This window comes from Enterobacter cloacae complex sp. P24RS, from assembly GCF_014982165.1.
Classification (GTDB): Bacteria; Pseudomonadota; Gammaproteobacteria; order Enterobacterales; family Enterobacteriaceae; genus Enterobacter; species Enterobacter quasihormaechei.
This window is the reverse complement of record NZ_JADCKU010000005.1, coordinates 163,157-185,832: the sequence shown is the minus strand read 5'-3', so window position 1 is coordinate 185,832 and position 22,676 is coordinate 163,157. Positions and strand designations below refer to the sequence as shown.

General features: G+C 57.2%; 24 protein-coding genes. 7 read left to right on the top strand and 17 right to left on the bottom strand.

Translation table 11 applies throughout. The features are described from left to right. The first annotated feature begins 63 nt into the window (after nucleotides 1–63). Complete coding sequence (locus tag INF58_RS07130) at nucleotides 64–612, top strand: GNAT family N-acetyltransferase (protein ID WP_193527363.1); 549 nt, start codon at nucleotides 64–66, stop codon at nucleotides 610–612. Here the strand turns inward: INF58_RS07130 and INF58_RS07125 are convergent. The 8 genes from INF58_RS07125 to sad form a co-directional block, all read right to left on the bottom strand. Beyond that, on the bottom strand, nucleotides 600–1,514 hold the full coding sequence (locus tag INF58_RS07125; protein WP_063451324.1) for a bestrophin family protein: 915 nt from the start codon (nucleotides 1,512–1,514) through the stop codon (nucleotides 600–602). The genes INF58_RS07130 and INF58_RS07125 overlap by 13 nt on opposite strands. Before the next feature lie 200 nt (nucleotides 1,515–1,714). Next, on the bottom strand, nucleotides 1,715–3,166 hold the full coding sequence (locus INF58_RS07120) for a tagaturonate reductase (RefSeq protein WP_193527362.1): 1,452 nt from the start codon (nucleotides 3,164–3,166) through the stop codon (nucleotides 1,715–1,717). Between the two features lie 117 nt (nucleotides 3,167–3,283). Continuing rightward, nucleotides 3,284–3,811, bottom strand: a complete 528-nt coding sequence (locus INF58_RS07115) for a GNAT family N-acetyltransferase (protein ID WP_131637117.1) — start codon at nucleotides 3,809–3,811, stop codon at nucleotides 3,284–3,286. 82 nt (nucleotides 3,812–3,893) lie between these two features. Next, nucleotides 3,894–4,859, bottom strand: a complete 966-nt coding sequence (locus INF58_RS07110; protein WP_193527361.1) for a diguanylate cyclase — start codon at nucleotides 4,857–4,859, stop codon at nucleotides 3,894–3,896. 58 nt (nucleotides 4,860–4,917) lie between these two features. Then, the gene (locus INF58_RS07105) at nucleotides 4,918–5,280 is read right to left on the bottom strand and encodes a DUF4186 domain-containing protein (protein ID WP_063451328.1); all 363 of its coding nucleotides are present in this window, start codon (nucleotides 5,278–5,280) and stop codon (nucleotides 4,918–4,920) included. Beyond that, nucleotides 5,280–6,206: a glutaminase B gene (glsB, locus tag INF58_RS07100; RefSeq protein ID WP_063866715.1), complete on the bottom strand. Its 927-nt coding sequence runs from the start codon at nucleotides 6,204–6,206 to the stop codon at nucleotides 5,280–5,282. Before glsB ends, INF58_RS07105 begins: the two co-directional genes overlap by 1 nt. A gap of 62 nt (nucleotides 6,207–6,268) precedes the next feature. Then, the gene (locus INF58_RS07095) at nucleotides 6,269–7,858 is read right to left on the bottom strand and encodes a methyl-accepting chemotaxis protein (protein WP_063866716.1); all 1,590 of its coding nucleotides are present in this window, start codon (nucleotides 7,856–7,858) and stop codon (nucleotides 6,269–6,271) included. 127 nt (nucleotides 7,859–7,985) lie between these two features. After that, the gene (gene sad, locus INF58_RS07090) at nucleotides 7,986–9,368 is read right to left on the bottom strand and encodes a succinate-semialdehyde dehydrogenase (protein WP_193527360.1); all 1,383 of its coding nucleotides are present in this window, start codon (nucleotides 9,366–9,368) and stop codon (nucleotides 7,986–7,988) included. 99 nt (nucleotides 9,369–9,467) lie between these two features. Here sad and INF58_RS07085 point away from each other — a divergent pair, with 99 nt between their 5' ends. Beyond that, on the top strand, nucleotides 9,468–10,346 hold the full coding sequence (locus INF58_RS07085; protein WP_193527359.1) for a LysR family transcriptional regulator: 879 nt from the start codon (nucleotides 9,468–9,470) through the stop codon (nucleotides 10,344–10,346). 20 nt (nucleotides 10,347–10,366) lie between these two features. On the opposite strand, the gene INF58_RS07080 is transcribed toward INF58_RS07085, so the two are convergent. Beyond that, nucleotides 10,367–11,179, bottom strand: coding sequence for a PhzF family phenazine biosynthesis protein (locus INF58_RS07080; RefSeq protein WP_107535352.1), 813 nt, complete (start codon nucleotides 11,177–11,179; stop codon nucleotides 10,367–10,369). A gap of 24 nt (nucleotides 11,180–11,203) precedes the next feature. Further along, entirely contained in the window at nucleotides 11,204–11,992 is a 789-nt protein-coding gene (locus INF58_RS07075) for a PhzF family phenazine biosynthesis protein (RefSeq protein ID WP_193527455.1), read from the bottom strand. A gap of 176 nt (nucleotides 11,993–12,168) precedes the next feature. Here INF58_RS07075 and INF58_RS07070 point away from each other — a divergent pair, with 176 nt between their 5' ends. Next, entirely contained in the window at nucleotides 12,169–13,365 is a 1,197-nt protein-coding gene (locus tag INF58_RS07070) for a sugar transporter (RefSeq protein ID WP_193527358.1), read from the top strand. A 45-nt stretch (nucleotides 13,366–13,410) separates the two neighbouring features. On the opposite strand, the gene INF58_RS07065 is transcribed toward INF58_RS07070, so the two are convergent. Next, nucleotides 13,411–14,076 carry a MarC family NAAT transporter gene (locus INF58_RS07065; RefSeq protein ID WP_063866722.1) on the bottom strand — a complete coding sequence of 222 codons (666 nt, stop codon included), beginning with the start codon at nucleotides 14,074–14,076 and terminating at the stop codon, nucleotides 13,411–13,413. Nucleotides 14,077–14,332: 256 nt separating this feature from the next. Between INF58_RS07065 and marR the strand changes: the two genes are divergently transcribed. Genes marR through marB form a run of 3 tightly spaced genes read left to right on the top strand, consistent with a single transcriptional unit; the run spans nucleotide 14,333 to nucleotide 15,416 of the window. Then, on the top strand, nucleotides 14,333–14,767 hold the full coding sequence (gene marR, locus INF58_RS07060) for a multiple antibiotic resistance transcriptional regulator MarR (protein WP_003857182.1): 435 nt from the start codon (nucleotides 14,333–14,335) through the stop codon (nucleotides 14,765–14,767). Nucleotides 14,768–14,787: 20 nt separating this feature from the next. Continuing rightward, nucleotides 14,788–15,168, top strand: coding sequence for an MDR efflux pump AcrAB transcriptional activator MarA (marA, locus tag INF58_RS07055; protein ID WP_001303241.1), 381 nt, complete (start codon nucleotides 14,788–14,790; stop codon nucleotides 15,166–15,168). Between the two features lie 32 nt (nucleotides 15,169–15,200). Then, complete coding sequence (gene marB, locus INF58_RS07050) at nucleotides 15,201–15,416, top strand: multiple antibiotic resistance protein MarB (RefSeq protein ID WP_063866723.1); 216 nt, start codon at nucleotides 15,201–15,203, stop codon at nucleotides 15,414–15,416. Nucleotides 15,417–15,454: 38 nt separating this feature from the next. On the opposite strand, the gene eamA is transcribed toward marB, so the two are convergent. Then, nucleotides 15,455–16,354, bottom strand: coding sequence for an O-acetylserine/cysteine exporter (gene eamA, locus INF58_RS07045; RefSeq protein ID WP_063451338.1), 900 nt, complete (start codon nucleotides 16,352–16,354; stop codon nucleotides 15,455–15,457). A 193-nt stretch (nucleotides 16,355–16,547) separates the two neighbouring features. Here eamA and ydeE point away from each other — a divergent pair, with 193 nt between their 5' ends. Then, entirely contained in the window at nucleotides 16,548–17,765 is a 1,218-nt protein-coding gene (gene ydeE / locus INF58_RS07040) for an efflux MFS transporter YdeE (protein WP_255510365.1), read from the top strand. A gap of 46 nt (nucleotides 17,766–17,811) precedes the next feature. On the opposite strand, the gene zinT is transcribed toward ydeE, so the two are convergent. The 5 genes from zinT to urtB are packed head-to-tail and all read right to left on the bottom strand — an operon-like array spanning nucleotide 17,812 to nucleotide 22,655. Then, nucleotides 17,812–18,450, bottom strand: coding sequence for a metal-binding protein ZinT (gene zinT / locus INF58_RS07035; protein WP_063867073.1), 639 nt, complete (start codon nucleotides 18,448–18,450; stop codon nucleotides 17,812–17,814). A 52-nt stretch (nucleotides 18,451–18,502) separates the two neighbouring features. Next, the gene (gene urtE, locus INF58_RS07030; RefSeq protein ID WP_063451340.1) at nucleotides 18,503–19,201 is read right to left on the bottom strand and encodes an urea ABC transporter ATP-binding subunit UrtE; all 699 of its coding nucleotides are present in this window, start codon (nucleotides 19,199–19,201) and stop codon (nucleotides 18,503–18,505) included. Nucleotides 19,202–19,210: 9 nt separating this feature from the next. Further along, on the bottom strand, nucleotides 19,211–20,008 hold the full coding sequence (urtD, locus tag INF58_RS07025; protein ID WP_193527356.1) for an urea ABC transporter ATP-binding protein UrtD: 798 nt from the start codon (nucleotides 20,006–20,008) through the stop codon (nucleotides 19,211–19,213). After that, nucleotides 20,008–21,081 (bottom strand): urea ABC transporter permease subunit UrtC, encoded by a 1,074-nt coding sequence (urtC, locus tag INF58_RS07020; protein WP_193527355.1) that lies wholly within the window; start codon nucleotides 21,079–21,081, stop codon nucleotides 20,008–20,010. Before urtC ends, urtD begins: the two co-directional genes overlap by 1 nt. Continuing rightward, nucleotides 21,081–22,655: an urea ABC transporter permease subunit UrtB gene (gene urtB / locus INF58_RS07015; RefSeq protein ID WP_063866729.1), complete on the bottom strand. Its 1,575-nt coding sequence runs from the start codon at nucleotides 22,653–22,655 to the stop codon at nucleotides 21,081–21,083. The genes urtC and urtB overlap by 1 nt, the downstream gene beginning before the upstream one ends. Nucleotides 22,656–22,676: the final 21 nt, after the last annotated feature.

The window sequence follows — 22,676 nt, the reverse complement described above, 5'->3', positions numbered from 1 at the left end:
GAACGGAACTGAAAATACCAGAACCCAAACAAAAGCATAACGCTCAAATATGGAGATCACCGGATGACGATACCCACGCTGACGACAGCACGCCTATTGCTTAAACCCCTCGTTGCCGCCGATGCCGTTCAGATCCAGCAGCGTTATCCACGCTGGGAAATTGTTCGCTATATGGTGGCTTCCGTTCCCTGGCCCTATCCGGACGACGGTGCTGAAAGCTATGTCAACAATGTTGCGCTGCCCGATATGGCCAAAGGTAAAGCGTGGTTCTGGACGATTCGCCGTCGCGAAGCGCCTGATGAACTGATGGGATTAATTTGCCTGTACGACGTGGAAGACAACAACCGAGGCTTCTGGCTCTCGTCGGAATTTCAGGGACAGGGATATATGCGGGAGGCGAGTATCGCGGCCACGGATTATTGGTTCAATACGCTTAACAAACCGGTGCTACGTGCGCCGAAAGCGGCTGCCAATAGCCGCTCCCGACGTATTTCAGACAGTAGCGGCATGCGGCTCATCAGGACAGGGAAGAAAGCCTACGTCAGCGGCGTGCTGGACTCGGAACTGTGGGAAATCACCCGCGACGAGTGGAATGCCCGTCAGGTCAGCTGATAATGCTTATCCGGCATCAGTCTTTCAGGGATGTTCTCTTCATCGTTCATCTGCAACAGATCGCGCTCCATCATGTTGCAGATGGCGTCCAGCGGCAGGTCGTTATCTTCTGTCCCAAACGGATCTTCCAGCTCTTCCGCCAGGGTATCCAGCGAGATAAAGGTGTACGAAATCAGCGCGGAGACGAACGGCGTCATGTAATGCAGATCAACAACCAGCGCAAACGGCAGCATGATGCAGAACAGATACACCGTTCGGTGCAGGATCAGCGTATAGGCAAACGGGACGGGCGTATTGGCGATACGCTCGCAGCCGGCCAGCACGATGGACATATCGTTCAGGCGGTTGTTCAGGCTGTGAAACAGGATGTCTGAGAGATGCCCGCTACGCCGACGTACGGCCAGCCACTCCCCCATAATCAGCAGGATACGGTTCGCCGGGGAGTTGGCGTCCATCACCTTACGTAAATCGTCCGGAGACAGATAGCGAGAAAGCCGCTCGGCATTGATTTCTTTGCGCAGAGTCATGCGCAGACAGTTAGCAAAGGCGATTTGCAGGCGGACAAACTCTCCGAGATGTTTATCATCCGGTAAGGTGTTTTTTACCTCGCGAAACAGCGAGCGCGCCGCTATCATCAACTGCCCCCAAAGCAGACGAGCCTCAACGTAGCGCGAATAGCAGGCGTTGTTCCGAAAGCCAAGGAAGATAGCGATAGCCACGCCCAGAATGCTGAATGGCGCGACGGTAAACCGGATGCCCAGCGAGGTATACCACGGCAGCATGACAATCACGGCGATGGAAAGCAGGAAGTTAAGCAGCAGTCGGGTATAAATTTTGGGTAGTACCGAACCATGCCAGACAAAAATCAGTTGCAGCCAGTGCTGTTGAGGACGAACAATCATAATCAGCTTCAGAAAAGTAAAGAGCGCGGCTATTAAACGTGATCCCCGTCACGGTTGCAAGCATGTTAACAACTCATTGCATTTTCTCACCTGATTAGCCTAAATCGCACGGTGTTGCATGTGATTTAAAAAAAAGAACCTATAGTATGTTGTAACTAAAGAGGGTTAATAAAAAACCCGGCAAACGCCGGGCAGTCTGATTAGCAGAGCGGTTTCACCGCATCGCGCATCCCTTTATTTAAAATCGCATCCAGATCCTGCGCAACCTGTTCTACCAGTCCATTCACCTGTGTCAGGTCCTGCTCCCAGTGCTCGCTCACGCTTAACACCGACGACACCAGATCGTGCGTAGTAATCTGCTTGTCGTGATGCTGCGTCCACAGCTGCTGATAACGCTCCAGCCAGTGCGCATCGTCCTGCACCGGATAACGCTCACCGTTGCGTTCGGCACGGTAGAAAGCAATCAGCGCCGCAAGGGCAAATGTCAGCCGTGCGGGCAGTTTGCCGGTCGTCTTCTGCCCTGCAAGCAGCTGCGGCAGAATGCGGGTGCGGTATTTTGTCATCCCGTTTAAGGCAATCGACAGCAGCTGGTGCTTAATGTACGGATTACGGAAGCGCCCCGTTACGGCACGGGCGAAGGAGTGCAGCTCGTCGCACGGCAGATCCAGTACCGGAATAATCTCTTCATAGATAGCCTTTTCAACGAACGCGCAAATCTCCGCGTCGTTCATGGCTTCCCCTACCGTATCCAGTCCGGCCTGATAAGCAACCGGCACCAGCGCCGTGTGCGCGCCGTTGAGGATTGCCACCTTACGCTCTTTATACGGTTTGATATCGTCAACAATCAGGACGTTGAGCGGGTATTTATCCAGGCGCAGTTCGGCTGCAAGCGATTTTGGCCCCTGAATAACAAACAGATAGAAATGTTCAGCGGTGTCCAGGAAACCGTCGTGATAGCCCAGCCCGGCTTCCAGCTCCGCCACCTCATCACGCGGGTAGCCGGTAACAATGCGGTCAACCAGCGTCGAGCAGAAGGTGTTCGCGTCGTTCAGCCAGGTAATGAACGCCGCCGGCAGCGCCCACTCCTGCGCATAACGCAGCACCAGTTCACGCAGGGCTTCGCCGTTGTAGTCAATGAGTTCGCAAGGAATGATGATCCAGCCTTTATCCGCAGCCCCGTTGAAGTGGGTAAAGCGTTCGAACAGCAGACGCGTCAGCTTGGCCGGATAGCTGGCAGCAGGCGCATCGTCAAACCTATCGCCCGCGTGATAGCTGATGCCCGCTTCCGTGGTGTTGGAGAAGACAAACCGCATGTCCGGGTTATGGGCGAGCGCCAGAAATTCATCGTACTGGCTGTAGACGCTGATTTCACGGTTCACAGAGCGAATAAGACGCGCATCGCTTACCGCTTCCCCCTGCTCGTTCAGACCCCGAATAATCGTGGTATACAGACCATCCTGAGTACTCAGCGACGGAGGAAAATCGCTCTGGATCGGCCGAACAATCACCACACCTGAGTTGAGATCGGTATGCTCGTTCAAAAGGTCGATTTGCCAGTCAACGAACGCGCGCAGGAAGTTACCTTCGCCGAACTGGATGATACGTTCAGGGTAGTGCGCACCGGGGAAATCACGACGGTTGAGTGTGTTCACAATGGAGGTCCTTTATGATTAGTCATACAGCCTGATAAGATTGGTGTAATAACTTATCAAAACTTCACAACCAGAACCCCTGTCTGGATCAACTCATGACGCAATGGCGGGAAATAATCACAAAAATTTATAAAATACCGAGGTCGCCGCCATATCGCCGTTCGGCATCAACGCGTAGCGTGGGATCTCCCCCACCTTTTGCCACCCTGCACGCTGGTAAAACGTCTCCGCGCCGCTGCCGGTCGTAGTATCAAGCACCAGCACCGTCAGCGCTTTTTCACGCGCAACTGCCTCCAGCGCTTCCATCAGCGCCATGGCTACCCCTTTACGGCGCGCCTTCTCGTGAACCAGAAGTTTTGCGACGTCTGCGCGGTGCGGCTGGTTTTCAGGTTGATCGGTGATGAGCTGTACCGTTCCTATTATGCCTTGCTCTTCATCGAAACAGCCCAGGAGGGTTCGTTCGCCGCGCCCGGCGCTGTCCGCAACGCCGAGCCAGAACGTACGCGCCTTCTCAGCAGTAAAAGGCAGCATAAAACTGACGGAGGCACCGCCGTTAACGCAGTTGACAAGAATATCGATCAGGTCATCGAGGTGGGTAAGAATGTCCTGCCGGGAAAGAGGTTTAATCAGCATGGGAGAGTTCATAGCGCGTCCTTAGGTTGAATCTCTCCACTTTGCTATTAACATTTTTGTAACGCAACAGGCGATGACATAGGATTTCGTTATGTCATTTTTCGCGGTGATGTTGCTGCTTCATGGCGTACATCTGCGTATCCGCCTGTTTTAACCACGCCTGCATATCGTTCCGGTGATGATCGAACTCGCTCAGCCCCCAGGAGAACTGTAACGACCAGGGATGCAGCTGGCGCGCGTTGTACTTTTCCGTTTGTTCGACGAGATACTGCATGGCGATCCAGGCGCCAGGCTCATCGGTGTCCGCAAACAGCACCGCGAACTCATCTCCGCCGAAACGTACCAGCAGATCGGCCTCGCGAAACGACGAACGCATCAGGTTAGCCATCGCTTTCAGGGCTTTGTCGCCCTCCTGATGGCCGAAGCGATCGTTAATGGTTTTGAAATGGTCCAGATCCAGCCAGCCAAGCGTTAACGGCTCTGCCCGACGCCGCGCAACCGACAGGGCAAAATGCGCAAACTGATTAAACCCACGACGGTTGAACAACCCCGTAAGCTCATCGGTCGTGGCCGCGCTGACTGCGGCAAATTCATCTTCTGCCAGCGCGCTAAGATCGGCCAGCACGGCGGAATCCGCCGCCGTAAATTCGCGCGGTGCGTAATCAATAATGCACAGCGATCCTACGCACGCCCCGTCGCGTAAACGCAGCGGAAAACCGGCATAAAAGCGTATGCCGCCCTCTACCACCACCTGCGGATTATCCACAAAGCGTTCGTCCAGCAGCGTGTCACTCACCACCAGCGGCGCATCACCCAGAATCGTATGGCCACAGAACGAGAGATCGCGAGGCTGGCTGACGGGCACTTTGCCCTCGGCAGACTTCACGATGACGGCGTTGTCATCCACCAGCGTTATCATCGCCAGCGGCACCCTGAAAAAGCGTGATGCCAGCCGTGTCAGACGATCAAACGCGGGATTATTGTCGATCTCGAGCAGACCGGACTCGCGCAGAGCAATCAGGCGCTCCGCCTCATTAACGGGAACTAAAGGTGCTTTCATAACGTCTCCTGACGCTGAGCATTAGTAAAAGCGTAGCTTAAACAGAGACATTGTCAGTTCAGGAGGCACGATTTACCTCAATGACCAGCCAATGATGGATCACGTTGACGATATACTGTTGTTGCTGCGCATTGAGCGGCACGCCCTGCGGGATAGCGTGCCACTTAGCCAGACAGCCCCGACAGCAGGTTGCCGTGGCATGCTGGGCGATAAAGACGGGATGGCCGCGCATCGGCGTCTGCTTACCGTCATTCACCGGGTGTGCAGGTGCCAACCGTGCGGATACAAAATCGGCCGCATGCCGATCGATAGTCTCCACGCCCTTATCCCAGCAGTATTGCCGCTCTTTGGTACCTAAACGAAAACGCGAACGGAACGTCGAGCGAGCCAGGCGCGCAAATAAAGGATCGAGCGTAGACATCAGTAAACGGACCGTCCCAGACGTTTGGTCAGCTGTTCCAGCGCCGCCACGCCCGCCAGTGAATTGCCGGTCTCGTCCAGTTCCGGGCTCCAGACGGCAATCGCCATCTCGTGGGGGACAATCGCCACAACCCCACCGCCAACGCCGGATTTAGCCGGCAGCCCCACGCGCCAGGCAAACTCCCCGGCGTTCTGATACATGCCGCTGGTTGCCATTAAGGCGTTAATTTGCCGGGCCTGCATCGGAGAGACGACGTCCTCGGCCAGATGCGGGGCATGGCCCTGATGCGCCAGAAAAAGGAAAGTCTGCGCCAGTTCGACACAGTTCATCTTCAGCGCGCAGTAATGGAAATAGTTTTGCAGCACCGTAGCGACGTCATTATGAAAATTGCCGAAGGACTTCATCAGCCAGGCAATGGCGGCGTTACGGGCGGAGTGTTCAAATTCGGACCGCGCCACCACCGGATCGTAGGCAATGTCCTGTACGCCGGAAAGCTGACGCACAATTTCCAGCATTCTTTGCCGCGGCGCGCTCAGTCGGCTTTGCAGCATATCGCACACCACCAGCGCTCCGGCATTAATAAACGGGTTACGCGGCTTACCCTGCTCTATTTCAAGCTGAAGAAGGGAGTTGAACGGCTGACCGGACGGATCTTTGCCCACCCGCTGCCAGATCTCCTGCTCGTCATACTGGCGCATGGCGGCAACCAGGCTAAGCACTTTTGAGATCGACTGAATGGAAAAGCGCTCCAGCGCGTCTCCCGCCTGAAAGCGCTGACCGTCGATAGTACAAATGGCGATGCCGAGCTTATTCCCGCTGACTGAAGCCAGCGCGGGAATGTAATCGGCAACGTTACCCTGCCCCAGTAACGGACGAACCTGCGCCAGAATCTCGTCCAGCATCTCATTATGGATGACCGCAGCCACACTTTGCTCCTTGCCCTCAGGCTAAAACGGGCTGCGAGTATAACAGAGGCTGATACGTCACGTCAGGCAGGGAGACGAAAACGCGAGACGGCCTGCATCAAAAGATCGGACGCCTGATGCAGGCGTTCAGAGGCATTCGACGCTTCGCTGACCAGCACGTCCGTCTGACGCGATACCTGATTCAGCGCCTGAAGCTGACGGGTCATCTGATGGATACTTTCCCCCTGATTCAGGGTAGCCAGAGAAATATCGTTCAGCAGGCTGCTCAGATTCGCCACCAGCCCGGTGACCTGTTGCAGATTATCCTCCAGACGATTGACCACCTGAGAACCTTCCTCAATGCCCTGAAGCGAGTGGTTGATCAGCGCCTGGATGGTTTGCGTGGAGTGACTGCTTTTTCGGGCCAGCAGCCCCACTTCCCGGGCGACCACCGCAAACCCGCGCCCCTGTTCCCCCGCATGGGCGGCTTCAATGGCGGCGTTAAGGGCCAGAATGTTGGTCTGAAACGCCACGCTGTCGATCATTGCGACGATCCCGCGCATTTCTGAGGATCGGTCAACGATCGTCTGCATTGAGCCATTCACCGCAGACATCATTTGCTCCCCGCCGGCGGCAGCCTGTCGGGCCTCATCGGCACGCGAGCGGGCGAGCTTTGCATAACCCGTGTTTCCCTCAACGTGGGTTTCGAGGTCGGCAATATGTGCCGTTACCTCCTCCAGCTCTTTCGCCTGACGCGTAGACTGCTGATAAAGCTTCTGATTTCCCTGCGCAAGTGACCCGATATTCTCAACCATGGAGGTGGTGGCCTCGCTGACCTGAGTCACTAGCTGCTGTAGCCCGCGCTGCATGGCGGTAATACTGTTGCTGAGCTGGCTGATTTCCCGGTTAAAGCGCATAACGTCAGGCGGCGTGCCCGACAGATCCCCAGCCGCAAGCTGGTTGATATGGGCAATCAGACGGCGTAGCGGGGAGATCACCCATTTCGCCATTCCGAACCAGACGGCAATGGCAATGGCGAGCAGCACCAGCGGCGCAAACAGGAACAGCCGTTGCAGGCCTGAGAGTTGTTCCATCAACGACTGACGCCCCTGTATCGCCTGCTTCTCGCTCCGTTGCTGATAGCGCGCAAAGTTGTCATTAAAATCGGTCTGAAACGCCTGCGCAGGTACGGCAAAAAAGAGATCGATACTGTTGGTTTTCACCAGCCCTTCCGCCTGCTCTCTGATGGCGCCGAAGAAAAGCTGATAGCTGTTAACCAGCCCCTCGTCTTTCGGCGGATTAAGCGCGAGCCAGGCCTGCCATGCCTGCTGAGACGCCGCCAGGGATTTTTGCGCCTCGTCCATCAGGCTATGCCAGCTGCCTTCAGAGCCGGTCTCTTTATCCTGCATAAAGTAAACGCCGGAGCGGTTGAGCAGATCGCTGGCGGCCAGCAGGGAAACGCGTGCCTGATCCAGCTTACTCTGCTGCTGCCAGGCCAGCTGATTGCGCTGTTCGTTACGCTGGGCTTCATTGAGGGAGGCGGTCAGCAGGAAGGAGGAAGAGAGTTGCAGAGCGGAGAAAAGGCCAATAATACAAAAGATGCCGGTCAGCAGGCCAAACTGACGGGGAATAATGCGCTGCGCAAGACGGCGAAAAATTTGCGTTAGGTTCATAATTTTCTTCTGTAACAATACGTTAGACGCGAGCGAGTCTACGAAACGAAAATGACAGAACCATTGCAGAATAATGACAGGAAACATGAACTGCCGGGTAGCGGCCTTGCCCTACCCGGCAACAACATTACACGCGATCCTTCCAGACCGTCTGAACGTTACAGAACTCGTGCAGACCGAAATGAGAAAGCTCTCGCCCGAAGCCGCTCTTCTTCACGCCGCCAAAGGCGACGCGCGCATCGCTGGCGCTGTAGCCGTTGATGAACACGCCACCACACTCCAGTTCGGGAGAGAAGGTTTCAGCCTGCGCGTCGTTGGCGGTAAAGACCGTCGCAGATAAGCCAAAGTCGCTGTCGTTAGCCAGCTGCAAGGCATGCGCCGCATCGTTCGCAACGATAATTGCCGCTACCGGGCCAAACAGCTCCTGACGGAAGGCCGTCATCTCCGGGGTGACGCCGCCGAGTACGGTTGGTGCGTAATAGTTACCGGTCCCGGACATCTTCTCTCCGCCCAGCAGCAGGGTCGCCCCTTCCGCCAGCGTAGCCTGCACCTGCTGATGCAGTTCATCGCGAAGGTCAAATCTCGCCATTGGGCCAATATAGTGCTCTTCTTCATCCGGTGCGCCCATCTTCAGCGCCGCAACCGCGTCTACAAAGCGTTGGGTAAAGGCTTCTGCCACGCCCGCTTCCACGATAAAGCGTTTCGCCGCCGCACAAACCTGCCCGGTATTCTGATAACGCCCGGCCACGGCCGCGCTGACGGCCAGATCCAGATCGGCATCGTTCAGGACGATAAACGGATCGGAGCCTCCCAGCTCCAGCACGCATTTCTTCAGCGCCGCACCTGCCTGTGCGCCAATCGCCGCGCCTGCCCGAACGCTGCCGGTCACCGTCACCGCCGCAATACGACGATCGTTAATCGCCTGGCTGACGCCGTCATTCGTCGCGTTTATCCAGCCAAAGACACCCTCCGGGAAGCCGGCATCCGCGAACACCTGCCCAATCAGGTCCGCCGAGCCGAGCACGTTTGGCGCATGCTTAAGCAGATAGCTGTTCCCCGCCAGCAGGATCGGCACCGCGCCGCGCAACACTTGCCAGAGCGGGAAGTTCCATGGCATCACCGCCAGGATCGGCCCCAGCGGACGGTACTCAATGACCGCATTTTCGACCTGGGTGGATTCCGCGCGCAGCATCGCCGGGCCGTGTTCGGCGTACCAGTCGCAAAGGCTGGCTGATTTCGCCACTTCCGCACGCGCCTGGACAATGGGCTTGCCCATCTCGCAGGAGATAGTCTGCGCCATCTCTTCCGCACGGCTGCGCAGCGCCGTACCCAGATCGCGAAGTTTTTGTGCCCGGTGCGCTATGCCTTCGCGTCGCCACTGGCGAAAACCGGCATCGGCCAGCGCAATGGCTCGCTCCACGTCCTGAGACGTTGCCCACGGCCAGGCGGCCAGCGTTTCGCCGGTCGCCGGGTTGACAGAGAGAGCATGGGTTGCAGATGAATAGGTCATGATGTTCTCCACGTAATAACGGTTGATTCATTGTGGCCCACTCTGGTATTTCTTAAAAATGAATAATACTCACCACCTTATTCACGAATCGAGAATGGTATGGACTTAACACAGCTTGAGATGTTTAACGCCGTCGCGCTGACCGGCAGCATTACCCAGGCGGCGCAGAAGGTGCACCGGGTGCCTTCAAACCTCACCACCCGCATCCGTCAGCTTGAGGCAGATCTGGGCGTGGAGCTGTTTATTCGCGAGAATCAGCGCCTGCGGCTTTCCCCCGCCGGGCACAATTTTTTACGTTACAGCAAGCAGATCCTGGCGCTGGTCGACGAAGCCCGAATGGTGGTCGCCGGGGATGAACCGCAGGGATTATTCTCACTTGGCGCGCTGGAAAGTACCGCCGCCGTGCGCATTCCGGAAAGCCTGGCGCTGTTTAACCAGCGCTATCCGCGCATTCAGTTTGCGCTGTCTACCGGGCCTTCCGGCACGATGATTGACGGCGTGCTTGAGGGCACGCTCAGCGCGGCCTTTGTCGACGGGCCGCTCTCGCACCCGGAGCTGGAAGGCATGCCTGTTTACCAGGAAGAGATGATGCTGGTCACCCCTGCGGGGCACGCGGAAGTATCAAAAGCCGCGCAGGTAAGCGGCAGCGACGTTTACGCCTTTCGCGCCAACTGCTCGTACCGGCGTCATCTGGAGAGCTGGTTTCATGCTGACCGCGTCACGCCGGGACGGATCCATGAGATGGAGTCCTATCACGGGATGCTCGCCTGCGTGATCGCGGGAGCAGGCATTGCGCTGATGCCCCGCTCCATGCTGGAGAGCATGCCGGGACACCACCAGGTAGCGGCGTGGCCGCTGGCGGAGAACTGGCGCTGGCTCACCACCTGGCTGGTGTGGCGACGCGGGGCGATGACGCGCCAGCTCGAGGCATTTATCGCGTTGCTGAACGAACGTCAGCCATCAGCGCCTTCTGCATAACTGGCTCAGCGTACGGGCAATTAACGTTGTCCGTAATCCTGAAGGCGAAGATAAACTTTCCCCTTCATATACAGCGTGGCCTGCCCGCCAATCAATACGCGGTCGCCCTTCAGCGCGCAGCGCAAATCGCCGCCGCGCCGGGACACCTGGCGGGCAACCATCTGCGTTTTACCGAGCTTTTCGCTCCAGTACGGGATCAGCATGCTGTGGGTTGAGCCCGTGACCGGATCTTCCGGCACCCCTTCCCCCGGACAGAAGAAGCGGCTGACGAAATCATACGCGTCCCCCGGCGCCGTGATGCAGACCATTTTCCCCAGCGGGGTCATCGCCGCGATGTCCGGCGTCAGGGCCTCCACCTGCTGCTGGCTGTCGAGCACGACCATATAGTCACGACCGACGCGCACCTCTTTCGCCGCGCTAATGCCCAGCGCGCTGAACAGCGCCGGCGGCGGGTTGTCGACGGCCTCGGTTGACCAGGCCGGGAAATTCAGCGTCAGCCAGTCGCCGCTGCGAGTTACCGTCAGATCCCCCACGAAGCGCGTGCTAAAGGTAATCTCCGTGTGCGGATAGTCCAGGTATTCAAAAATAACGTGCGCGGCGGCCAGGGTCGCGTGGCCGCACAGGTTAATTTCATCCTGCGTGGTAAACCAGCGCAGCTCAAAGCCTTCGTCCGTGCGCACGAAGAACGCCGTCTCCGACTGGTTATGCTGTTTCGCCATGTTGAGCAACGTCTCGTCCGCAAGCCAGGACTCCAGCGGACACACTGCCGCTGCGTTGCCGCCGAACGCCCTGTCGCTGAAGGCATCTACCAGATAAAAATCAATTTCCTGCATCGTTTATTCCTCTTATCCATTTAGTCAGCGCAGAAAAACTGTGCCCTTGAGATACAGTGACGCCTGCCCGCCCATCAGCACGCGGTCGCCCTTAAGTTCGCAGCGGACGTCCCCACCGCGGGCAGAAACCTGACGCGCAAACATCTTTGTTTTACCGAGTTTCTCACTCCAGTATGGGATCAGCATGGTGTGTGCGGAGCCGGTGACCGGATCTTCCGGCACGGCCACGCCCGGCGAAAAGAAACGGCTGACAAAGTCATACTCCCCTTCATCCCGGGCGGTCACAGCCACCTTATGAACGCCCGGCAACATCGCGGAGAAGTCCGGCGTAACGGCTTCCACCTGCTCGCGGTTTTCCAGCACCAGCACCCAGGCACGGCCTTTGCGGGCGTCGACATAGCGGCTGATACCGAGCGCGGAGAGCATCTCCGGTGGCGGTATCTGCGCCTGCGTCGGGCAGGCGGGGAAATCCAGCGTCATCCAGTCACCCTCCCGGCTGACGGTCAGGCGGCCGGAAGCGGTATCAAAATGAATGCGCGAGTCCGGATAGTCCAGTTCGTTGAACAGAACATACGCGGCGGCCAGGGTCGCGTGACCGCAGAGATTGACCTCGGTAAGCGTGGTGAACCAGCGCAGCTCAATCCCCCCTTCGGTGCAGACAAAAAACGCGGTTTCCGACTGGTTATGCTGTTGCGCCATACGCAGTAACGTCTCATCCGGCAGCCACGCTTTCAGCGGGCATACCGCCGCCGGGTTGCCACCAAAGGAGAACGCGCTGAACGCATCTACCAGATAAAAATCAATCTCCTGCATCGAGTTACCGCCCGTTTTTGTTGTGTTGTTCTCTATCTTCAATGAAATCCCCCTCGCTCGCTACCGCTGCATGAAGGTAAATTTTGTGATTCATATCACATAACGGTTGAGTTTTCGCCGTTTAACGCTTTAAGATCGTCACCTCATCTTTCAGGCAACGAATCCCAGATATCCCTATGACAACACACACGGTTTCCCGCAGGGTCGCGTGGCTACGCGTGGTCACGCTCGCCATCGCAGCGTTTATTTTCAACACCACGGAATTTGTTCCGGTTGGGCTGCTGTCTGACATCGCAGCCAGCTTCAACATGGAGACGGCACAGGCAGGCATCATGCTGACCATCTATGCATGGGTCGTGGCGCTGATGTCGCTGCCGTTTATGCTGCTGACCAGCCAGATGGAACGCCGTAAGCTGCTGATTGGGCTGTTTGTGGTGTTCATTGCCAGCCATGTGCTGTCGTTTATGGCATGGAACTTTACGGTGCTGGTCATCAGCCGCACGGGTATCGCCTTTGCCCATGCCGTTTTCTGGTCGATCACCGCGTCGCTCGCCATTCGTCTGGCGCCCGCGGGGAAACGCGCCCAGGCGCTGAGCCTGATTGCCACCGGAACGGCGCTGGCGATGGTGTTAGGCTTGCCCATCGGGCGTATCGTGGGTCAATACTTCGGCTGGCGCACCACCTTCTTTGCCATCGGCATGGGGGCGCTGGTCACGCTGGTGTGTCTGGTTAAACTGCTGCCAAAACTGCCGAGCGAACACTCCGGCTCGCTGAAAAGTCTGCCGCTGCTGGTGCGTCGTCCGGCGCTGATGAGCATCTATCTGCTGACCGTGATTGTGGTGACTGCCCACTATACGGCCTATAGCTATATTGAGCCGTTCGTACAGGTTGTCGCGGGCTTCAGCGCCAACTTTGCCACCGTTCTGCTGCTGATCCTGGGCGGCGCGGGGATTATCGGCAGTGTCCTGTTCGGAAAGCTGGGCAATCGACACGCGTCCGCGCTTGTAAGCGGTGCGATTGGCCTGCTGCTGGCGTGCCTGCTGTTACTGATGCCTGCGGCGGGTAGCGAAAGCCATCTGGCGATCCTCAGCCTGTTCTGGGGCGTGGCGATCATGATTATCGGTCTGGGAATGCAGGTCAAAGTGCTGGCGCTGGCACCGGATGCCACGGACGTGGCGATGTCGCTCTTCTCCGGAATTTTTAATCTGGGAATTGGGGCCGGCGCGCTGGTGGGAAATCAGATCAGCCTGCATGTGTCGATGTCGGCCATTGGCTATCTCGGGGCTGTTCCGGCGTTGATCGCACTGATCTGGTCGGTGCTGATCTTCCGTAAATGGCCGGTCGCGATGGAAGAACAGACCAGCCACGGTTGACGATGAGTTTGCCGGGTAAGGCGTAGCCGCCACCCGGCACTGTTCTCAATGGTACGTCTTCACAATCTCCAGCACGCCGTTAATAATAAACTGCACGCCCATACAGACCAGCAGGAAGCCCATCAGACGGGAGATAGCTTCAATCCCCCCCTTGCCTACCCAGCGCATAATCGCCCCGGAACTGCGTAACGATCCCCAGACGATAAGGGCGATAAGCCCAAAAATGAGCGGCGGCGCAACGGTGATAACCCAGTCAGGGAAAGTCGAACCATCACGCACCGTTGAGGCGGAACTGATGATCATCGCAATTGTCCCCGGCCCCGCCGTGCTCGGCATGGCTAACGGCACAAAGGCGATATTGGCGCTCGGTTCGCTTTCAAGCTCCTCCGATTTGCTTTTCGCTTCAGGTGATTCGTGCGCTTTTTGCGCCGGGAACAGCATCCGGAAACCAATAAAGGCCACGATCAGCCCGCCAGCAATACGCAGGCCAGGAATGGAGATGCCGAAGGTATTCATCACCAGCTGCCCGGCATAATAAGCCACCATCATGATGGCAAAAACGTATACGGAGGCCATCATCGACTGCTGATTGCGCTCCGCACTGTTCATGTTCCCCGCCAGCCCCAGAAAGAGTGCTACCGTCGTTAACGGGTTCGCCAGCGGCAGCAATACCACCAGCCCAAGCCCCACTGCCTTAATCAAATCCAACATAGTGCACCGCAGTCCTTATCCTTATTCAACACCGCAATTATAGGGGGAAACCCTCGTCCGGAGCCATCCGCGTAACGTAACTCTCATTGTCCCGCGCAACCAATAACCTCAGATTATGTAACTGATTTAAAAGCGTACTGAAAAAGTTCCTGAAGCGTTTTAGCAATTCGTGGCATCGGCTGATTCATTCAGTTGACTTATACTTGCCTGAGCAATAATATCTGGCGTGACTAAACTACTTGCCAGGGCAACCATTGTGAAAAGCACCAGTGACCTCTTTAACGACATAATCCCACTGGGTCGTCTTATTCATATGGTTAACCAGAAAAAAGATCGCCTGCTCAATGACTACCTGTCACCGCTGGATATCACCGCAACACAGTTCAAAGTGCTGTGTTCCATTCGCTGCGAAGTGTGTATCACGCCGGTTGAGCTGAAAAAGGTGCTCTCTGTCGATCTGGGTGCGTTAACCCGCATGCTGGATCGTCTCGTCTGTAAAGGATGGGTCGAACGAAGCCCTAACCCGAATGACAAACGTGGCGTACTGGTGAAACTGACCAGCGATGGCGCGGCCATGTGTGAGCAATGTCATCAATTAGTAGGACAAACACTGCACCAGGAACTAACAAAAAACTTAACGGCAGATGAAGTGGCAACGCTTGAGCTTTTACTCAAGAAAATCCTGCCGTAAACAGAAAAAGAGGTATGACGATGTCCAGACGCAATACTGACGCTATCACCATTCATAGCATTTTGGACTGGATCGAAGATAACCTGGAATCTCCGCTCTCTCTTGAAAAAGTGTCTGAGCGTTCAGGTTACTCAAAATGGCACCTGCAACGGATGTTCAAAAAAGAGACCGGTCATTCATTAGGTCAATATATTCGCAGCCGCAAGCTGACGGAGATTGCCCAGAAGCTGAAAGAAAGCAATGAGCCGATCCTTTATCTGGCAGAGCGTTATGGTTTTGAATCGCAGCAAACCCTGACGCGTACGTTCAAGAACTACTTTGACGTGCCGCCTCATAAGTACCGTATTACCAGTATGCCGGGTGAGTCCCGTTATCTTTATCCGCTAAAACATTGCAGTTAATCATCGCCTGTTAAGACGTAACCGAGGAAATCATGAAATTTATCGTCTCCGCCGCCCTCACCTTGCTGGTGCTGGTTTCCGGCCAGAGTTTCGCGGAGCAAACCCCCAGTGCGGGGCAGCAAAATAATCGTGACACCATGATTATGCCGTCCACGCAAAGCCAGTCTCCCTATGACTTCAATCACATGGGCGCTGGCAGCGACAAATCCGACGAATTAGGCGTGCCGTATTACAACCACGACCTGTAATTCGTTTTTGCCCCGCTATGGCGGGGCTTTTTTCTGCCTTAACTCCGCACTCGCGTCGCCCGACGCACCCGTAAGCCAAAGACGTTGATATACAGCCCGGCCATAATCAACCCCGCACCAGACAGTTGCAGCGCGCTGAGCGTTTCGTCCAGTAAAAGTGCGGAGCTGGCAAGCCCGACCACCGGCACCAGCAGCGATAACGGCGCCACGCGCCAGGTTTCATAGCGCCCGAGCAGCGATCCCCAGATGCCGTAGCCAATGATTGAGGCGACTAACGCCAGATAGACCAGCGACAAAATGGTCGTCAGGTCGATCTCCACCAGGCTTTTCAGCATAACCTGCGGACCGTCCAGAATAAACGACGCGGCCATAAACGGCACAATGGGGATCAACGCGCTCCAGACCACCAGCGACATCACTGCCGGACGCGCCTCGTGCTGCATTATTAGCTTGTTGAAGATGTTGCCGCACGCCCAGCTCAGCCCCGCCGCCAGGGTCAGCATAAAGCCCAGCAGGGCGACATGCTGACCGTTAAGGCTGCCTTCTATCAGCACCAGCACGCCAAAGACCGCAAGGCTTATGCCCGCCAGCTGTTTGCCCTGCAAGCGCTCGCCAAAGACAAACGCGCCGAGAATAATGGTAAAGAACGCCTGCACCTGGAGCACCAGCGAAGCCAGACCCGCAGGCATACCGAATTTAATGGCGCAAAAGAGAAACGCAAACTGACCAAAACTGATGGTCAGGCCGTAGCCCAGCAGAAGCTTAAGGGGAATTTTCGGACGGGCAACGAACAGCAGCGCCGGGAACGCCACCAGCAGGAAGCGCAGACCTGCCAGCATCAGCGGAGGCATGTTGTGCAACCCCATTTTGATGACCACAAAATTGAGTCCCCACACCACCACAACCAGCAACGCCAACAGCCCGTCTTTACGCGTCATCTTCCGCCCCTGAATTATTAAATTTTTGTAAACACTTCAAGGTAACAGAAAAAATAGCCCCGCGAGAAGATCATTAATTCTGGTACTGAGGCGAAGCACTTGCGGATAAATTGGGTGCTATACAAGCTGCCGATCCCGTGATAATCCTGTAATAACACAACAAAAAAAGCATAAGCATTTGTCGGGCAGGAAAATGAAACCATCTCTCAGGCGCTCAACCGCAGCGCTGCTGGCGTCGTCATTGTTATTAACAATTGGCCGCGGGGCAACGCTGCCCTTTATGACCATTTATCTCACGCGCGTGTACAACATGAGCGTGGAGAATATTGGCTACGCCCTTACCGTGGCGTTGACCATAGGCGTGGTGTTTAGCCTGGGGTTTGGCATCCTGGCGGATAAGTTCGACAAAAAACGCTATATGCTGATCGCCATCGTGGCCTTTATTGCCGGGTTTGTGGCCATTCCGCTGGTGAATAACGTTACGCTGGTGGTGCTGTTCTTTGCCCTGATTAACTGCGCCTATTCCGTATTCTCAACGGTGCTGAAAGCATGGTTTGCCGACGTGCTGACCACCAGCGAAAAGGCGCGCGTGTTCTCGCTCAACTACAGTTTTCTGAATATCGGCTGGACCATCGGGCCGCCGATGGGCACCCTGCTGGTGATGTACAGCCTGCAACTGCCGTTCTGGCTGGCGGCCTTCTGCGCCGCACTGCCGCTCGGGTTTATCCATTTCTTTGTGCAGAAAAGCGTAGCGTCTGACAGCGTGGAAGAAAAAGCGCCGTGGCAGCCCTCGGTGCTGCTGAAGGACCGGGCGCTGTTCTGGTACACGCTCTCCGGCCTGCTGGCGTCCTACGTGGGCGGATCGTTCGCCACCTGCATTTCCCAGTATGTCCTCGCCGCGTTTGCGGACAGCGATTTCGCAGAAAAGGTGGTGGCCGTTGTGCTGCCCGTCAACGCGGTGGTGGTGGTCACCCTGCAATACGCCCTTGGCCGCAAGATCTCCGCCAGCAACATCCGCCCGCTAATGACTGCCGCGACGCTCTTTTTCATCCTCGGGCTGGGTGGGTTTATGCTCTCGGGGGAGAACCTGATTTACTGGGGGATCGCGGCGGCGATTTTCACCCTGGGTGAAATTATCTATGCGCCGGGTGAATACATGCTGATCGACAATATCGCCCCGCCGGGCATGAAGGCGAGCTACTTCTCCGCGCAGGCGCTGGGCTGGCTGGGAGCGGCGGCGAACCCAATGATCACCGGGCTGATCCTGACGCATCTGCCGCACTGGTCGTTATTTATTATTATGATGGCCGCCATCGTCGCGGCGTGGCTGATGATTTTGCGCGGGATGCGCGTGAAAAGTGAAAATAGCGTGTCGGGTGGCGCTGCGCTTACCCGACCTGGAAAACCCTAATCTTAGGCCGGGTAAGGCGAAGCCGCCCCCCGGCAAAACCAACAGCCTAGTGGTGCAACATCTCTTCCACCACCTGCTCTTTGTACATCTCATTCGGGTAATAGGTCGGCCAGTTATCCATCTCCTTCAGCAGCGCCTCGTGGGAGGTGTTGCCCATGAAGATATGGAAGTGTGAAGAGGCTTTCGGCCCGATGGTATGGTCGCTGAACTGCACAAATTTCGGCGCCTGGCTCGCGTTATCCTTACACTCAAACAGGTAGCGAACGCCCTTTTTCCCCGAAGCATAGGTCAAAATTTTGTAGCCGCTGTAGTCGTAGCGGCAGCTGCTCACCGTCTTACCTCGGTGGAACGCCATCACGTTGTTTTCAATACCAATGGCGTCCACGTCCGTGGCGTAACCCTTGCGGTAGTAAGCTTTCACCTCGTCAGCGGATTTGTCACCCTTCTCTGCTTTCTTTTGGAAAACCGGATCCAGCGAACCATCAAGCAGGAACGGATAAACAGACTGCCAGGTCCCGTCCCAGTCAGACAATTTTCTGTCCCTGACGTCTTTATCCTCAAAGACGCCGTTCGCCGCCTTCTGTTCCGCCTCCGTCATCTGATGACCGTGCGAATGGGCAAAAAGCGAGCCGCTTACCAGCAGCGTTCCCAGAGTCAGCGCAATTTTTCCAGCATGTGCAGCCAAAGCAAAACCCTCATTCCATGTTATAAGAATGAGGATGTTATAGTATAACATCTCAGATCGCAACCAGTCCGCGAACGCCCTCCTGCTCCATATTTTCCCCGCGCCCGTGCTGGACAATACTGCCGCGCGACATCACCAGATAGCTGTCGGCCAGCTCCGCTGCAAAATCGTAAAACTGCTCCACCAGCAGGATCGCCATATCCCCCCGGTTTGCCAGGCTGCGGATCACCTGGCCGATCTCTTTAATTACCGACGGCTGAATACCTTCCGTAGGCTCATCCAGGATCAGCAACCGTGGACGGCTCGCCAGTGCCCGCCCAATCGCCAGCTGCTGCTGCTGACCACCGGAAAGATCGCCTCCGCGACGGTGCTTCATCTCTTTCAGCACCGGGAAAAGCTGCCATATCTCCTCCGGTACGCCTTTTGCACTGCGCGCGGAAAAGCGCGACAGCCCCATCAGCAGATTTTCCTCAACGGTGAGACGGGGAAAAATCTCGCGCCCCTGCGGAACATATGCCACGCCGGACTGCACCCGCTGGTGCGGCTTACTGTGGGTGATGGTTTTCCCCTGCCAGACCACTTCCCCGGTTTTCACCGGGATCAGCCCCATCAGGCACCTCAGCAGGGTGGTTTTGCCCACCCCGTTGCGCCCCAAAAGGCAGGTGACTTCACCGACGGCCGCTTCAAAGTTCACCCCGCGCAGAATATGGCTTCCGCCGTAGTACTGATTCAGCTCGTTAACCTGCAACATGCGTTCTCCTTAGCGTCCCAGATAGACGTCAATCACCTGTTCATTGGCCTGTATCTCGCGAAGCGAGCCTTCTGCCAGCACGCGCCCCTGATGCAGCACCGTGACGTGGTCGGCGATGGTCTCAACGAAGCCCATATCGTGCTCAACCACCATCAACGAATGTTTACCTGCCAGGGTGCGGAACAGTTCGGCGGTGTATTCCGTCTCGGCGTCGGTCATGCCGGCGGCGGGTTCGTCCAGCAGCAGCAGATGCGGGTCCTGCACCAACAGCATGCCAATTTCCAGAAACTGCTTCTGCCCGTGGGAAAGCAGCCCGGCGCGGCGATCGCGCTCGCTGCCAAGCCGCAGCAATAACAGCATTTCGTCAATGCGGTCGCGCTGTTCGCCGCTGAGCGTGGCCCGCAGGCTCGCCCAGACGGACCTGTCGGCCTTCATGGCGATTTCAAGGTTTTCCCATACGGTCAGCGCTTCAAACACCGTCGGCTTCTGGAACTTACGCCCAATCCCCTGCCGGGCAATGGCCGCCGGTTCAAGGGTTGTCAGGTCGATGGACTGATCGTAAATGGCTTTACCACTTTTTGGCCGGGTTTTGCCGGTGATCACATCCATCAGCGTGGTTTTGCCCGCACCGTTAGGCCCAATGATGCAGCGCAGCTCCCCGACGCCGATATTCAGCGAGAGATCGGTCAACGCTTTAAAGCCGTCGAAGCTGACGTTAATGGCCTCAAGCTGCAATACCGGATCGGTCTGCTCGCGGTAACGATCGCCCGGCAGCTGGCGGGTAAAGAGTCCTTCAGAGGGCTGCATTATTTCTCTCCCTTACGCAACAGACCGAACACGCCACGCGGTAAAAACAGCGTGACGGCAATGAAAATCAGCCCCAGAAACAGCTGCCAGTACTCCGGCATCGCCACGGTGAAAAAGCTCTTCGCACCGTTGACCAGCGCAGCGCCGATCACCGGGCCCACCAGCGTGCCGCGGCCCCCCAGCGCGACCCAGATGGCCGCTTCAATGGAGTTGGTTGGCGACATCTCGCCCGGGTTGATAATACCTACCTGCGGAACGTACAGCGCCCCCGCCAGGCCGCACAGCACGGCAGAGAGCGTCCAGACCAGCAGCTTGAAGCCGCGCGGATCGTAGCCGCAAAACGTCAGGCGGTTTTCCGCATCGCGCACCGCCGTCAAAATGCGGCCATACTTACTCTTCGCCAGCGCGTAGCCTGTGCCCAGAGCCAGAAGCAGCAGCATTACGGTCGCGATAAACAGCGCGATCCGCGTCGTGGTCGCCGTGACGGAAAACCCGAGCAGCGTGGTGAAGCCGGTGAAGCCGTTATTGCCGCCAAAGCCGGTTTCATTGCGAAAGAAAAGCAACATCCCCGCATAGGTCAGCGCCTGGGTCATAATGGAGAAATAGACCCCTTTGATCTTCGAGCGGAAAGCAAACCAGCCGAAGACCAGCGCCAGCAGGCCGGGGACCGTCACGATTAAAACCAGCGCCCAGGCGAAATGCTGCGTCCCCCACCAGAACCACGGCAGCTCGCTCCACGACAGAAACGACATAAATGCGGGCAAACCGTCTCCAGCCGCCTGGCGCATCAGGTACATGCCCATCGCATACCCGCCCAGAGCGAAGAATATGCCGTGCCCAAGCGAGAGCATGCCTGCATAGCCCCACACCAGATCGAGGGCCACGGCGACAACCGCGTAGCAGAGGATTTTGCCGACGAGCGTCAGCATCCACGTGGAGACAGCCAGCGGATGCGTGGAAGGCAACAGCGCGAGAAAAGGCAGCACCAGCAGCGCCGCAATCAGCAGGCTGCCGACAATCTGCGTGGTACGCGGTGCGCTGCGCGCCAGTGTTAAGGTCATTGGCTGGCTCATCAGTCTGTCACCCTCCCTTTCAGTGCGAATAACCCCTGCGGACGCTTCTGGATAAAGAGAATAATCGCCACCAGAATCAGGATTTTGCCCAGCACCGCGCCCATCTGCGGTTCAAGAATTTTATTGAAGATGCCAAGTCCAAAGGCCGCCGCCACGCTACCGGCGAGCTGACCGACGCCGCCCAGCACCACCACCAGGAACGAATCGATGATGTACCCCTGACCCAGCTCCGGCCCCACGTTCCCCAGCTGGGACAATGCCACGCCGCCCAGCCCGGCGATGCCGGACCCGAGGCCAAACGCCAGCATATCAACCCGCCCGGTCGGCACGCCGCAGCAGGCCGCCATGCTGCGGTTTTGCGTCACCGCCCGCACGTTCAGGCCCAGACGCGTTTTGTTCAGAATCAGCCAGGTGAAAAACAGCACCAGCAGCACAAAGCCGAGCACCACAATGCGGTTCCACGGTAGCGTCAGGTTGGCGAAAACCTGCACGCCGCCGGACAGCCAGGCCGGGTTCGCGACCTCAAGGTTCTGTGCGCCAAAGGTCATGCGCACCAGCTGGATGAGCATCAGGCTGATCCCCCAGGTGGCGAGCAGCGTTTCCAGCGGGCGGCCATACAGATGGCGTATCACCGTGCGCTCCAGCACCATGCCGATACCTGCCGTCAGGCAAAAAGCCACCGGCAGCGCTATCACCGGATAGAGCGCCAGCCACTGAGGCATCCACTGCGCCATCATCTGCTGCACCATCCAGGTGGCATACGCCCCGAGCATCAGCATCTCGCCGTGCGCCATGTTGATCACGCCCAGCAGACCATAGGTGATAGCCAGCCCGAGGGCGGCCAGCAGCAGCACCGATCCCAACGACAGGCCCATAAAGGCCTGCCCCAGCAGTTCGCCCCACATCAGACGGTGTTGGATACGGTCCAGGCTTTCGGTAGCTGCGGCACGCACCCGCGCATCCGGTTCGGTTTGCGCCTGGGTGAGCGGTGCGAGCGTGGCCTGCACGTCCGGATCGTCAGACTGTCCCAGCAGCTCAACCGCCTTCAGCCGTATTTCAGCCTGTGGGCTCGTCAGCTGAAGGTTTGCCAGCGCCAGCATTAGCGACTGCCGGGTGACATCGTCCGTTTCGCGACCGGCGCGCTGTTGCAGGAAGCCGAGCATCTCCGGCTGGGCATCACGCTGAAGCTGCCGCGCGGCATGACGTCTTTCCGTGACACTGTCACTGACAAGCTGATGGGTCGCCAGCGCCGTGAGGGTCAATACGCGCAGCCGGTTGGTGAGGCGCACGGCTTTGGTTGCCCCTTCGGCAGTTTTTGATGCCCCCAGTGCAACCATGCCGCCGTCGATGCGGGTAAAAGCATGCTTCTGGCTGTCGGTATAAAGATTCTCGGTTTGCAGCGCCTTAAGCAGCGGCAAACGTGCAGGTTCCGGCGCGGCCGCCCACCGGGTCAGCATAGCGGTCTGCTGGCTCCGGGTGGCGGCAACGAAATCATCGGCATCCGATGCCTGCGCCATCCCTGGCAGCAGTCCGGTAAGCCACACAATCGCAATAATGATGCGCATGGCGTTCATGACGTCTCTCCCTGGGTGTTG

Coding starts and splice junctions, on each gene's coding strand:
- urtB (WP_063866729.1), bottom strand. CDS start 22,655: ATGAACGCCATGCGCATCATTATTGCGATTGTGTGGCTTACCGGACTG.
- marA (WP_001303241.1), top strand. CDS start 14,788: ATGTCCAGACGCAATACTGACGCTATCACCATTCATAGCATTTTGGAC.
- INF58_RS07080 (WP_107535352.1), bottom strand. CDS start 11,179: ATGCAGGAAATTGATTTTTATCTGGTAGATGCCTTCAGCGACAGGGCG.
- INF58_RS07130 (WP_193527363.1), top strand. CDS start 64: ATGACGATACCCACGCTGACGACAGCACGCCTATTGCTTAAACCCCTC.
- INF58_RS07115 (WP_131637117.1), bottom strand. CDS start 3,811: ATGAACTCTCCCATGCTGATTAAACCTCTTTCCCGGCAGGACATTCTT.
- marB (WP_063866723.1), top strand. CDS start 15,201: ATGAAATTTATCGTCTCCGCCGCCCTCACCTTGCTGGTGCTGGTTTCC.
- INF58_RS07125 (WP_063451324.1), bottom strand. CDS start 1,514: ATGATTGTTCGTCCTCAACAGCACTGGCTGCAACTGATTTTTGTCTGG.
- ydeE (WP_255510365.1), top strand. CDS start 16,548: ATGAAACCATCTCTCAGGCGCTCAACCGCAGCGCTGCTGGCGTCGTCA.
- INF58_RS07070 (WP_193527358.1), top strand. CDS start 12,169: ATGACAACACACACGGTTTCCCGCAGGGTCGCGTGGCTACGCGTGGTC.
- INF58_RS07065 (WP_063866722.1), bottom strand. CDS start 14,076: ATGTTGGATTTGATTAAGGCAGTGGGGCTTGGGCTGGTGGTATTGCTG.
- urtC (WP_193527355.1), bottom strand. CDS start 21,081: ATGAGCCAGCCAATGACCTTAACACTGGCGCGCAGCGCACCGCGTACC.
- sad (WP_193527360.1), bottom strand. CDS start 9,368: ATGACCTATTCATCTGCAACCCATGCTCTCTCTGTCAACCCGGCGACC.
- INF58_RS07075 (WP_193527455.1), bottom strand. CDS start 11,992: ATGCAGGAGATTGATTTTTATCTGGTAGATGCGTTCAGCGCGTTCTCC.
- urtE (WP_063451340.1), bottom strand. CDS start 19,201: ATGTTGCAGGTTAACGAGCTGAATCAGTACTACGGCGGAAGCCATATT.
- INF58_RS07110 (WP_193527361.1), bottom strand. CDS start 4,859: ATGAAAGCACCTTTAGTTCCCGTTAATGAGGCGGAGCGCCTGATTGCT.
- eamA (WP_063451338.1), bottom strand. CDS start 16,354: ATGACGCGTAAAGACGGGCTGTTGGCGTTGCTGGTTGTGGTGGTGTGG.
- INF58_RS07085 (WP_193527359.1), top strand. CDS start 9,468: ATGGACTTAACACAGCTTGAGATGTTTAACGCCGTCGCGCTGACCGGC.
- INF58_RS07105 (WP_063451328.1), bottom strand. CDS start 5,280: ATGTCTACGCTCGATCCTTTATTTGCGCGCCTGGCTCGCTCGACGTTC.
- INF58_RS07095 (WP_063866716.1), bottom strand. CDS start 7,858: ATGAACCTAACGCAAATTTTTCGCCGTCTTGCGCAGCGCATTATTCCC.
- urtD (WP_193527356.1), bottom strand. CDS start 20,008: ATGCAGCCCTCTGAAGGACTCTTTACCCGCCAGCTGCCGGGCGATCGT.